We start from the raw sequence: 13,141 nt of genomic DNA, 5'->3' as shown, positions 1-13,141 counted from the left end.
ATGAAATCGAACGAAAAATTATTGCTGGAAAATAAAGCCTGGGCTGCGGAACAGGTTGCTGAAGATCCCAATTATTTTAAACGCCTTGCAGATTTACAAACCCCGGAATTTCTCTGGATAGGCTGCAGTGATAGTCGGGTTCCTGCCAATGAAATAACAGGTACGCAACCCGGTGAGATATTTGTGCACCGCAATATTGCAAATATGGTGGTCCATACCGACCTGAATCTTTTGTCTGTATTGGAATATGCTGTAGTCCATTTAAAAGTCAAGCATATCATTGTTTGCGGTCACTATGGCTGTGGTGGTGTAAAAGCCGCTATGACCAAACACAATTTCGGCATCATCAACAAATGGCTTCGTAACATCAAGGACGTTTACCGCTTTCACCGGGAAGAAATAGAAAGTATTTCCGACAATGAATTAAGAACGGACCGCCTGGTTGAATTAAATGTACAGGAGCAGGTGATTAACCTTGCGAAAACTTCCATTATCCAGAAGGCTTGGAGGCACGAGCAACGCCCGGACCTGCATGGATGGGTATATGGACTAAAAGACGGTTTGATTAAACCTGTTTTAGAAATGCCTGCAAATACCCATATTGACGAGCTGTATGAATACGATGACATTTAATTCAGTAGGTTTGCTTTAGTATGTCAATCAGCGTTCAATCCTTATTAAAAATTTACGGCGAACAGAAGGCCGTTGACCAGATTTCTTTTGAAGTAGGGAAGGGTGAAATCGTGGGGTTCCTTGGACCTAATGGTGCAGGCAAATCAACAACAATGAAGATCCTTACCGGCTATCTGCATCCCGACGGAGGCAAGGCATTAGTTTGCGGAATTGACGTACAACAAGATCCGCTAAACACGAAAAGGAAAATAGGCTACTTGCCCGAATCCAACCCATTGTATTATGATATGTACGTGCGGGAATACCTCCATTTCATGGCCGATATTCATAAGGTTCCAGACCCCACCAACCGGGTTATTGATGTAATTGACCGGGTTGGACTGGGTCAGGAAAGCGACAAGCGGATAAGCCAGTTATCTAAAGGTTATAAACAGCGGGTAGGCCTGGCAGCTGCTTTAATCCATGATCCTGAAGTATTGATCCTGGATGAGCCAACAACAGGCCTTGACCCTAACCAGATTATTGAAATAAGGGCAGTCATCCGCGCGCTGGGCCGCGAAAAAACGGTTCTTTTTTCTTCCCATATTTTACAGGAAGTGGAAGCGATCTGCGACAGGATAATTATTATAAATAAAGGAAAAATAATTGCAGATAGTACTGTTTCAGCTTTACAGTCGGCCAATAGCCGACCGGTAATAAGGATCCAGTTTCAGGAAACCCTGGAAGCCAAATTGATCGAAAAGGCGGTAAAAAACCTGAGTTCGCTTGAGCAAATAAATCCACGGGAATGGGAAATTATCGCGCCAGACCTGTCCGAAGCCAAAAAGCAATTGCTGGAACTGGCGGTCAGCCAAAACCTGAATATCATTTCCCTCCAAAGCGAAAACCAAAGCCTTGAAGATGTTTTCCGTACACTGACCGGGAAAGTCAGTTGAATTGTCTGACAACCATTCTTTCTCAAAACCACTCCCTATCTTTGTAATATGAGTCACAAAGAACAGCTCCTACCCGAGGTAGTAATCAAATTTGCCGGCGATAGCGGCGACGGGATGCAGTTAACTGGCACCCAATTCACTATTAATACAGCTTTGCTTGGTATTGACCTTGCTACTTTCCCGGATTTCCCTGCAGAAATCCGAGCTCCTCAGGGGACGATTCCCGGTGTAAGTGGTTACCAGCTGCGATTTTCCAGCGACAGGATTTTTACTCCAGGTGACGAATGTGATGTATTGGTTGCTATGAATGCGGCAGCTCTTAAAACGAATTTGAAAAGCCTAAAAAAAGGTGGAAAAATCATAGCAAATACCGAAGGGTTTGATACAAAAAACCTTCGTCTGGCGAATTATCCAGAAGGCGTTAATCCACTTGAAAATGATAGTCTGTCTAATTATGAGGTGATCAAAATGGATGTCACCAAAATGACCAGGGAAGCTCTAAAGGATTTTACCCTTGGTACTAAAGAAAAAGATCGCGCAAAGAATATGTTTGTACTGGGTTTTCTATATTGGATGTACAACCGCGATATGGATAGCAGTATCAAATTCCTTACTGATAAGTTTGGCAAAAAACCAGAGCTCCTGAATAGCAATATCAAAGCGCTTCAGGCAGGTTATAATTATGGTGATACTACTGAAACTTTTACAACCCGGTACAAAGTTGAAAAATCAAAAATGGAACCTGGCGAATACCGCAGTATAATGGGTAACCAGGCTCTTGCCTATGGATTAATTGCAGCCGGCCAGAAAAGTAATTTGCCAATTTTCCTGGGCACTTATCCAATTACACCTGCGTCAGATATATTGCACGAACTCAGTAAATATAAAAGTTTTGGTATCAGGACTTTCCAGGCAGAAGATGAAATTGCAGGCATATCTGCTGCAATTGGCGCTGCATACGGGGGAAGCCTGGGCGTAACTACTACGTCCGGACCCGGTATGGCCCTGAAAACCGAAGCCATGGGCTTAGCTGTAATGTTGGAAATCCCCCTGGTTATAATTAATATCCAGCGTGGCGGACCATCAACTGGCTTGCCAACTAAAACCGAACAAAGCGATCTATTGCAGGCATACTATGGCAGAAACGGAGAATGCCCCATGCCTGTTATTGCTGCTTCAACGCCCAGTGATTGCTTCAATGCAATTTATGAAGCTGTAAGAATTGCAGTGCAACATATGACTCCTGTGATTTTGCTGAGTGATGGTTATATCGCAAATGGTGCAGAACCCTGGAAATTCCCGGCGAGTGCTGATTTGCCTTCAATTACTGTTTCCTTTAAGAAAGAACTGGCCGAAGGCGAAGAAAAATTCCAGCCTTATTTGCGTGATGAAAAAGGGGTTCGCCCCTGGGCAGTACCAGGCACCCCCGGATTGGAACACAGGGTTGGTGGTTTGGAAAAACAAAATATTACCGGCAATATCAGTTACGATCCTGATAACCACCAGTTAATGGTGAATATCCGGGATGAAAAAGTTGAAAAAATTGCTGAGTATATCCCAAAACAACTTCTTGACAGTGGCCCTGAAAAAGGACAAATTCTTGTACTTGGCTGGGGCTCAACATATGGTTCAATTAAAAGTGCCGTAATTGAAATGCAGGATCAGGGTTATGCGGTTAGCCATGCCCATCTCCGGCATATGCGCCCATTCCCAAGTAATCTTGGAGAAATTCTGAAAAATTTTGAACAAGTATTAATTCCAGAAATCAATAACGGGCAATTGATTAAGATTATTCGCGACAAGTACCTTGTTGACGCAAAAGGATACAATAAAATCATGGGTATTCCTATCACAAAAACCGAGTTGGTGCAAAAACTTAAAGAAATGCTGGGCGGAATGAATTAACCCGATACAAGCTTGCCCGATAACTTTTCCAGTTCAATACTGATTTTATTAATGTATTCGAACTGGTCGCTAATGGTTTTTAAACCGGATAATTTTTGCCTGGTACTTGTTTCCAGGCTACCGCTTGCAAGTTCCTTCAACCGTTTATCCAATAACAATTTCAGTTCTTCGCGAAGGGCAAAATTTTCTTCGGCATTTAAAAGATTAAACGTTGGCTTTGGGCTGGAAAGCAGTTCTGCAGCAGACTTCAGGTGACCTATTGAAGCTTCCTTTATTGGCCTGAATTTCTCCGATGCAAAGATATCTGCCATTTTCCTGTAAGCGGAAAGGGTGGCAATATGTGATACAAGCATATGGTTTGATACAACCATCTGGTGGATTATTTGTATTTTTTTCTGTTGCCTTTTCGGTTCGTTCAGCATTCTTTGAAAAGCATCAGACAAATTGGCTAATTGCACAAATGCTTCTTTTCGGTGCAGTTTATAATCCAGATTACTCAAAGGTTCTCCCATGAATGGTTTACAGATGAAAGAAAAATAGTTCGCATTAGCTTCAATGGCATTCTTCAGTAATAGTAAAATTTGTTCATGTTCCCATTTAGGAGGAATGGCAATCGTAGCAATAAAAGCAATCCCAGAACCGACAAAAGTGTCAATCAGCCTGTCACGCAACACTTCCGTAAAATCGCCTGGTTTTAAAAAATGAAACGCTATTAGAATATAAGCAGTCATTGCAATTACGCTAACCAGGTATTTTACCCGTAACATGCTATAAGCAATGATCATTCCTGCCACCATAAGCGCCAGCAAAATATGTTCATCCTTTATAAGCCATAATATCAGTACTCCCATAACTGCTCCGGAAAATGTACCAAATAACCTCTCTATATTGCGGGTCTTAGTTAAACTATATGCAGGCTTAAGGATAACCCCGATAGTAAGCAAAATCCAGTAACCATGGCCAAATGGAAGAATCCTGGATATGAAAAAGCCAGCCAGCAGGGCGACGCTAACCCTTATGGAATGCCGGAATATATTAGAATGAATACTGAAGTTATTGGTAATCAGCTTTGCATTAAATTCTGAGGGCGAAACAAATTTGTCATATTGGATCTTGTGGGTAATTGTATTTCCAATTTTCTTATCAAAACTCGTGTAACGATGCAAGGTTTCGATACGCCGGTATAGGTCCTTCAATCCATCAAGGATGTGCCGCATACTGATAAACCCTTCAATGTTATTGTCACCCAGAGTGGAAGCCCGGGCTTTAAGGAACAAATTTTCAATTGCATACAGGTCTTCGGAAAGCTGCAAATCCGGCTTTGATGCAATACCCTTTTGCAGGGCGAGGCCAATTGATTCAGTTTCGATAGCAAGTTTCCTGATAAATTCACCAAAAGCAGGCAGCAGGTTTGGGTCATCAACCATTTCATGTAACTTCTTGTAATCCTGTTGCGATGTCATGATCCTTTCAAAAAGGTCAACACTATCCAGGAAAATCATCATCATTATCCGGCTGGTATATGTTGATTCCTTTACAATGTCGCGTGTTTTGAAGAGCATTTCACGGACCAGGGATTGCTTATTATGTACCTGAACCTGCTGATCCAGTAAAGCCTGATAAGTTTTTGTAAAATCAGCATTCCGCTGGTAGAAATCAGCTCTTGTGCGCAGGTATGTTCCAGTAGAAATCAAGGCATCTCCCAGTGCCTGCTGGATTAACTTAAAGGGCCTTAAACGATAAATGAGAAGACTAATAACCAGGTAAAAGATTCCGCCGCCGCTTACCAGCAAGGCATTTCTGATAACCTGGGCAGAACTGTAACGTTCGTCAATACTCAGCACCATTATCAGTAATCCTGCTCCACCAACATTATTTGCACGCACCCCGTAAACACCAATCATTGAACAGGCAAAACCCATTATACCAATATAAATAGCCAATAGCCATGGGAGTCCAATAGTAAATCCCGTTAATAGGGTGGTAATAAAAATCAGTATTATAGCCGACACCATACCATTAATCCGGTGGTGAATCGGGCCGGTATTATCGGTAAGTCCAACGCACATGGCTCCCAATGCAATGGCAATTCCAGTAGGTAATTGCCCTAAATAACCAGCCACAAGTACAGGGATCATTACGCCGGCAGTTGTTCGTATTCCTTCCGAAACATAATAACTGCTACTGAATTTTTTATATTCCCTGATATAGTCGATCATGAATGGCCTGCCGGATTTTGGTATGCCCGTAACCAACTAAATTAAGGCTAGTTCTGCATATGGATATTTCTGGTTATAAAAGCCAAATAAAAGAGGATTTTTAAGTACCGCCCGCAGCTAAACTGCCGGGCGGATACATGTAAAATTAAATGAATGCTTTAGGTTTTTTGTGAACTATTGGATAAGAAAAACAGCCTCGATTTCCGCGTTTACGCGTGGTGCATCCAATATTAGCTAGCTGTATTAACAGGTTGGCTATTATTGCTTTTTCCGGTCATAGGAATGTAAGAATCATCATACATCCACATTAATACCGGCTTTTTGCTGCCATCAATTAGTGACCCGAGCTTTTCAAGCATAACAGGAGACACTGATGGGCAACCTTCACTCTGCCAGATTGGGAAATTTGTTTCTACTGTTGGGATACTTCCCATAGAATGCAAAACAATAGAGCGTTGGTAAGCATTCCGGTTAGTTGCATCCATACCATATAATCTGTAAGAACGACCAAAGTCGCCTTCATAGGGTTTGCCGATTTTGTATACTCCAAGGGAGCTGCAATTACTACCTGGATTATTTGAATAATCTTTATCAAGGTTCAACCGCTCGCTTCCCCTGCCCTGTGCAACCAGGGAACTCATTTCAATGGCCCCTGTTTTCAGGTTAACTACAAAAAACCGGTTTTTGTTTGACTTCACACTCATGTCAACCAGGAATGCAAATTCAGTATTATAACCATTTTTTTCGGCCATTTTAGCCAGTTGACGGGCTTTTTCCCTCATTGAATTATGGTCAGCCTTTTCGGCACCAATTTCCTCCGAAAAGCCATCCCAATAGGGAGGAATATACTTGTATAGGCTTGATTTTACGCTTGTTTTCCCCCTGAAGGCATACACTTTTTCAGATTTTTCGGCAACTGAAACACGTGTCACTGCCTCTTCCTGCGTATTAATTGCATCTGAAACTTCTTCATCATGCGGGAATTTCCTCAATGAAGTATTCTCTACATAGCTATTTGAAGAATAATTAATTACCGTACGGCCAGAATTTTCCTTTGATGCAGAACCTGGTTTTGGCATGTTAACAAGAGGTTTAGAGGAATTGTCAGATTTAGAAGCAACATTTCCAGAAACATACGGATTGATATCGCTTTGGTTATTATCTAACTCTTCTGTTGATTCCTCTTCGGAATTTTCTTTGAGTGATTCCTTGGCTGCTGGAAGATCAGCATCCTCCTTCTTCTTGTGACTGAATTTCTTTTCAAGAGAGGCAAAAAAACCTGTTTCAGGAACATTTTTAATAGCAGCGGATTTCTCCTTTTTAGGAGTTTTCTTCATTTTCGCGACTGCCAGTTTATTTACTATTGCGATTTTAGCCGGAGTTTTCACCTCCAGGCCGGGAATATTGGATTTTTCATAGTTCAACAAACCTTCAGACTTCTTAACTTCCTGCTGGGACAGTTCTGCAGGATCAGAAGAAAACATAACGTAGGGCTTAAAATAAGACATAAGCAGCAAGCAGCCACCAATGCCAGCTACGCATAGCTTTGCTTTCATAGATTAGATGTTTTCGTTTTAATAGAATGCGGATCGGGCTATATCTAAAACGAAAATTATTACCTTTTATGCTGGCGTAAAAGGTAAAAGCCCATGAAAAAACCCTATAGTAGAATTACTAAACTACTTAATGAACTGATAAACAATTATTTACGAAATTACCTTTCGATGAATGGGCGATATTTTTCGGTAGAAATTTGGAGGGAATTTGCAGAAAAATACAAGCTGTCTACCTATTTACCATGAGTGGTTTTGCTTGTACTTTTTGCCATCTGCCTGTTGTAAAAGCGGCAAACAGCTTGTAAACCACACGATTCGCATTTGGGAGATCTTGCGGTACATACATACCTCCCATGAAGGATAAGCCAATGATGGGCCTTATGTACAAGTTCTTTGGGAATGTATTTTAGGAGCTGTTTTTCAGCTGCAAGGGGCGTTTTTGCGCGGGTAGTTAGGCCAATTCTTTCTGATACCCGGAAAACGTGGGTGTCTACGGCCATATTGGGTTGCGCGTCAATTACGGAAGTAATTACATTGGCTGTTTTCCGACCCACACCTGGTATCTGAACTAATTCGTCAACAGTCATAGGTACTTGCCCCTTAAACTTCTCTATCAATATTTTACCCAGACCAACCAGGTGTTTGGCTTTATTATTCGGATAGGAAATACTTTTTATATATGGCAGCACCTCTTCGGGAGTTGAGGCGGCAAGTGATTGAGGATCTGGGAAATTCCGGAAAAGTACCGGGGTTGTAAGATTAACCCGTTTATCGGTGCATTGGGCAGATAAAACAACGGCCACCAAAAGCTGAAACGGGTTATCATATAACAATTCCGTTTCGGCATCGGGGGCCGTTTTTTCAAAATACGTAATAAGTTGCTGGTAGCGTTCCCTTGTAGTCATGCGCCGGTTTCCACCGCTTCCCTGGCATAATTCAGCACGTTCAATACCACTTCCATACGGGGTGATTCTAAAGGCTGTTCCAGTTCTTTGATGGATTCCTGCAAGATGGTGATTTTTTCTCTAAGAGACCAATCCTGCATCAGAGCGGCTTCAATAGCGGCATTTTGTTCAGGGGAAGTTTCTTTGTACAAATACAGCAATAAATCTTCCTGTGTAAAGATTGACATAAGCAAACCATTTTTAGTCCAGTAAATATCCCGGGGTCCAATCCGGGGTTTCGTCCATCTTAATAAACGGGGATCAATTGCATATTATTGCCTCAATTGAAAATAAATTTATTCAGGCGATAATTCTCCAATGATATAGAGGTCTTCATTGTCCCTTTTCATGCGATAGCGCTCCCTTGCATATTTTTCCAGCATGCCGGGGTCTGATTGCAATTTGTCTAATTCTTTACGGGTTTCAGTAATCCTGGCTTCATAATATTCCTTACTTTTTTCCAGGTTGATAAGCTCATTTTTATACTTGAAGTGGGTAGTAATGACATCCCTGTCATCGAAAAAGAGCATCCAGGCAAAAAATACCAGTACAGAAAGGATGTACTTGTTCTTGAGGGCAGCAGGAATCCTTGATATCAGGTTATTCATTGCCTGGATGTCTATTTAAAATTTACTTACCGAATTTAATCTTTCCTTTCGGATATACTGCGCTTTCAGCCAGTAATTCTTCTATGCGCAGCAACTGGTTGTATTTTGCTATCCGGTCAGTACGGCTGGCACTACCGGTTTTAATTTGTCCGCAATTTAGGGCAACTGCCAGGTCGGCAATGGTAGTATCCTCCGTTTCACCACTTCGGTGACTCATAATAGTATTATAACCGTTATGCTGGGCGAGCGTTACAGCATTAATGGTTTCAGTTATGGTTCCAATCTGGTTCACTTTAACCAGCAATCCATTCGCAATACTCTTATCAATACCTTGCTGCAGACGCTCCACATTAGTGACAAAAAGGTCATCTCCTACCAGCTGGCATTTTTTCCCCAATACCTGGGTCAGTAATTTCCAACCATCCCAATCGTCTTCAGCCATTCCGTCTTCAATTGAAGCAATGGGGTATTGTTTTACCCAGCTTTCCCAGTATTTTACCAGTTGTTCGCTGGACATCTTCTTGCCATCACTTTTATGGAAAACGTATTTTTTGGCTTTGGCATCCCACAGTTCACTGTTGGCTGCATCCATAGCAATCACGATTTGGGAACCGGTTTTATATCCTGCAGCGGTTATGGCTTCCAGTACAGTTTCTATAGCCTCCTCATTACTTTGGATATTAGGGGCAAAACCACCTTCATCACCTACATTGGTGCTATAGCCTTTTTTCTTCAATACACTTTTAAGTGTATGAAAAATTTCAACTCCCCAGCGAAGGGCCTCAGAAAAATCTGGTGCCCCAACCGGCATGATCATAAACTCCTGGAAATCGATCTTATTATCGGCATGTGCTCCTCCATTGAGGATATTCATCATCGGAATGGGCAGTGTTTTAGCATTTGTACCTCCAATGTAGCGGTAAAGTGGCAGGCCTGCTTCAAGAGCAGCGGCTTTTGCGGCGGCCATACTAACGGCCAGTATGGCGTTTGCACCCAATTTTGCTTTATTGGCAGTGCCATCTAACTGGATCATCAGGTTATCCAGACCAGCCTGGTCTGCAACTTCCCAACCCAGTAATTTGTCGGCAATAATATCATTTACGTTTTTAACTGCTTTTAAAACTCCTTTACCTACATATTTCTTTTTATCATTATCCCGTAATTCTACGGCCTCATGTATACCGGTACTGGCACCGCTTGGAACAGATGCCCGGCCAAGTGCACCTTCATCCGTTATAACATCTACTTCAATTGTTGGATTTCCACGGCTGTCAAGAATCTGACGGGCATGAACTTCAGAAATGTAACTCATTTTTTTGCTTGTTTGGTTTTGAGATGAGTGTGTGTACAGCAAGCGATAGCAAATGTATTAAAAAAGTGAATCGTAATTAACATTCACTTCCTCTCCATTGCTCCATAAATCGCTTCCTGTATAGCCGGACGCACATTCATCCTCAGAAATTTATTCGGATCGCCATTATTATTTACCCGGTTACTCAGGAAAATAAATGTCAGGTTATAAGCGGGGTCAATCCATACGCAGGTCCCGGTAAATCCCGTATGCCCGAATGTTGCCGGTGAAGCAGAAGCAGAGGGATAAGGTTCCGGTCTTATTGCATTGTCCTTTTCAGGCTTATCGAAACCCAAGCCACGCCTGCTGTTATTGCTATTATATGCTGTAAACTTTTCAATAGTTTCGGGCTTGAAAAATTTTACACCATTCATGGTTCCTTTATTCAACAGCATCTGGGATAATACGGCGAGTTCGTAAGCATTACTAAACAAACCCGCATGGCCAGCAACCCCGCCAAACATAGCAGCACCCGGGTCATGTACATCACCCTGGATCAACTGGCGGCGAAATATCGTTTCATTTTCCGTTGGCGCAATAAAATTCCTAGGAAACCTCTGCCTTGGCCGGAACCCGGTATACCGGAGCAATAAAGGATTATAGAATGTTTCCATGGCATACCGGTCAAGTGTTTTTCCTGTAATAGCTTCTACTACTTTGCCCAGGAAAATGAAATCATTATCACTATATACATATTTGCCCCGCTCCGTCAGCTCACTTTGAAGGATCCGCTGGAAAAGGGTATCAGTCCAGTCGTTGCGCATAAATAAATTATCTGCAACGCGCACGCCATGGATGGAATCCTGAGTGTAGGCATATACGGCACCACTAGGTGTTCCATCAACAGGATCAATTGTTTCTTTAAAAAAAGGTATAAATGCTTTGAGACCTGCTTCATGCAACAAGACATCCTTAATTACCAGTTTCCCTTTATTGCTGTTCTTTGTCCAGGGCAGGTATTCGCCAAGTGTCTTATCCAGGTCCAGCCTTCCTTCATCATACAATTTCATGACCGACAGGGTGGTGGCCATAATTTTTGTAACAGACGCCAGGTCGTACATTGTTTCGCAGTAAACCGGTGTAGAATCGGTATATGCATACCTGCCATACGACTTCTCATAAGCGATTTTACCGTCCCGGGCTACCAGGACTACGCAACCTGGAATGGCTTTCTGTGTGATAGCATTTTCACAGATAGAATCGATGGTCTGGAGCTTATGATAGTTAAACCCCAGATTTCCTGCCCAGGCATCGGGCAATAAAGGAGATTCTACAATACCCGAACCGGCAATATAGTCTCCTGAGATTTTTACTGGCAGTTTACCCTTTGCCTGAAATTTTCCATTAATTAAATCTGCGGCTGCTTCCTGGCTAACCGGATCGTCTTCATACGCGGCCAGTAATGTGCTGTTTTTACTGGCATTCCGCATAGCATAGGGGTTGCCAAAAAATACAGTGATGAGTTTTTGCTGGCTCTCCAGTTGTTCTGCAAGGTAAATTGCGGGATTACTAATTCCGAAGTTACCGGCGGGTCTCCTGTTATAATTATGAAAACCTGCAATTACAAGATCATAACGGTTTCGGATCAGCGCCAGTAAGGCATTTGCCTGCAATGAATCCATAGTATAGTCGAAGAAAAAAGTGTGTGCCCTGTAATCGGTGCGCATCCGCTCTGCAAACCGATTATCCTGTGATATTCCAATTCCCACATACGCTACCCGGCGGGTATTACCCGGCGGGTAGGGAATTGTACTGTTTTGATTGCATAACAAGGTTAGGGCCTCGTCAGCCACCCTGCGGCGCATGCCGGGTACATCCTTGTTGAGGTCATCTGCAAGGTGATGGAGGTCCACCGGTTGCCAATTGGCCAATCCATATTGGTATTTGGCATATAAAAGTTTCCTGACTTTTTGATTGATATCCTGCCAGGAGAGTTTTTTCTTTTTTATGGCTTTTTTTATACGGGCGATACTTTCAGGGACATTTCCAGGCAGGCAAAGCATATCATTCCCGGCAATAAGTGATTGCGCTGACGATTCGCCATCCGGAAAGTATTTTGCAACCGCCTGCATTTCGAGTGCATCAGTAAAGCTGAGCCCCTGGAAGCCCAATTCATTCCTAAGAAGCCCATTTACATTTTTTTTAGACAGGGATGTAGGGCGGTTGGGTTTATTATCAATGGCTGGTACAGATAAGTGGCCAATCATAACACTACCTATCCCGGCTTTTATCATAGCCCTGAAAGGATACAATTCAAGGGAATCGAGTTCCTTGCGCGACTTCATAATCACAGGGAGGTCAAAATGGGAATCCACCGACACATCGCCATGGCCCGGAAAATGTTTAGCACATGCCATTACACCATTTTCCTGGAGGCCTTTCATGTATTGGAGGCCCAGCTCCGTTACCCTGTATTTGTTTTCACCAAATGAACGGTCGTTAATAACAGGATTATCGGGATTATTATTAATGTCAACAACCGGCGCATAATCAACCTGGATGCCCATCCGTCGGCACTGGCTGGCAACAATCCGCCCATAATCATACATCAGCGAAGGGTCCTGAACGGCCCCCAGCATCATTTGCCTGGGTAATGCCATTACACTGTCAAACCGCATTCCTAAACCCCATTCGCCATCCACCGTGACCAGTATTGGCGTTTTAGCCATTGCCTGCAGCATATTGATTCTTTGTGCATGCTGTACAGGTCCTCCCTGGAAAAGACAGATTCCGCCAACATTGTATTTACTCACGGCATCGAATACCTGCTCATCATAAAATACGGTAACCCCATTTTTAATTCCAGAGGTCCTCACCACCATCAACTGCGCGATTTTTTCATTGTCTGAGAGTTTGGCAAAAACACTATCAACCCATTGGTCGGCCGGTAATGAGGATTTAAATTGTGCGTCAAGCTGAGTAAAAAAACAAAGCATTCCAGCAAGAAAACATAAGCTTTTCATTCAGGAAGTAGATGATGAGCATCTAAG

General features: G+C 42.7%; 10 protein-coding genes. 3 read left to right on the top strand and 7 right to left on the bottom strand.

The window, feature by feature from the left end:
• The 3 genes from LAQ65_RS12420 to LAQ65_RS12410 are packed head-to-tail and all read left to right on the top strand — an operon-like array spanning position 1 to position 3,473.
• Complete coding sequence (locus LAQ65_RS12420) at positions 1–633, top strand: carbonic anhydrase (RefSeq protein WP_224117291.1); 633 nt, start codon at positions 1–3, stop codon at positions 631–633.
• A gap of 20 nt (positions 634–653) precedes the next feature.
• Positions 654–1,568, top strand: coding sequence for a gliding motility-associated ABC transporter ATP-binding subunit GldA (gene gldA, locus LAQ65_RS12415; RefSeq protein ID WP_224117290.1), 915 nt, complete (start codon positions 654–656; stop codon positions 1,566–1,568).
• A gap of 48 nt (positions 1,569–1,616) precedes the next feature.
• Positions 1,617–3,473, top strand: coding sequence for a 2-oxoacid:acceptor oxidoreductase subunit alpha (locus tag LAQ65_RS12410; RefSeq protein WP_224117289.1), 1,857 nt, complete (start codon positions 1,617–1,619; stop codon positions 3,471–3,473).
• On the opposite strand, the gene LAQ65_RS12405 is transcribed toward LAQ65_RS12410, so the two are convergent.
• From LAQ65_RS12405 to LAQ65_RS12375, 7 genes are all read right to left on the bottom strand, one after another.
• A complete protein-coding gene (locus tag LAQ65_RS12405) occupies positions 3,470–5,692 on the bottom strand; it encodes an FUSC family protein (protein ID WP_224117288.1) in 2,223 nt (740 codons plus the stop codon). The two genes, LAQ65_RS12410 and LAQ65_RS12405, sit on opposite strands and share 4 nt — an antisense overlap.
• A 230-nt stretch (positions 5,693–5,922) precedes the next feature.
• Positions 5,923–7,248, bottom strand: a complete 1,326-nt coding sequence (locus LAQ65_RS12400) for a murein L,D-transpeptidase catalytic domain-containing protein (protein ID WP_224117287.1) — start codon at positions 7,246–7,248, stop codon at positions 5,923–5,925.
• Between the two features lie 233 nt (positions 7,249–7,481).
• Positions 7,482–8,153: an endonuclease III gene (gene nth / locus LAQ65_RS12395; RefSeq protein ID WP_224117286.1), complete on the bottom strand. Its 672-nt coding sequence runs from the start codon at positions 8,151–8,153 to the stop codon at positions 7,482–7,484.
• Positions 8,150–8,380, bottom strand: a complete 231-nt coding sequence (locus LAQ65_RS12390) for a hypothetical protein (protein WP_224117285.1) — start codon at positions 8,378–8,380, stop codon at positions 8,150–8,152. Before LAQ65_RS12390 ends, nth begins: the two co-directional genes overlap by 4 nt.
• A gap of 108 nt (positions 8,381–8,488) precedes the next feature.
• Positions 8,489–8,800, bottom strand: coding sequence for an FtsB family cell division protein (locus LAQ65_RS12385; RefSeq protein ID WP_224117284.1), 312 nt, complete (start codon positions 8,798–8,800; stop codon positions 8,489–8,491).
• A gap of 22 nt (positions 8,801–8,822) precedes the next feature.
• Positions 8,823–10,112 carry a phosphopyruvate hydratase gene (eno, locus tag LAQ65_RS12380; RefSeq protein ID WP_224117283.1) on the bottom strand — a complete coding sequence of 430 codons (1,290 nt, stop codon included), beginning with the start codon at positions 10,110–10,112 and terminating at the stop codon, positions 8,823–8,825.
• An 83-nt stretch (positions 10,113–10,195) separates the two neighbouring features.
• Positions 10,196–13,114, bottom strand: a complete 2,919-nt coding sequence (locus LAQ65_RS12375) for a glycoside hydrolase family 3 N-terminal domain-containing protein (RefSeq protein ID WP_224117282.1) — start codon at positions 13,112–13,114, stop codon at positions 10,196–10,198.
• Between the last annotated feature and the right edge of the window lie 27 nt (positions 13,115–13,141).

It is taken from the genome of Flavihumibacter profundi (assembly GCF_020076305.1).
In the GTDB taxonomy this organism is placed as follows: Bacteria; Bacteroidota; Bacteroidia; order Chitinophagales; family Chitinophagaceae; genus Flavihumibacter; species Flavihumibacter profundi.
Note: the sequence above shows the minus strand (reverse complement) of the source record. Positions and strands in the feature narration are given on the sequence as shown.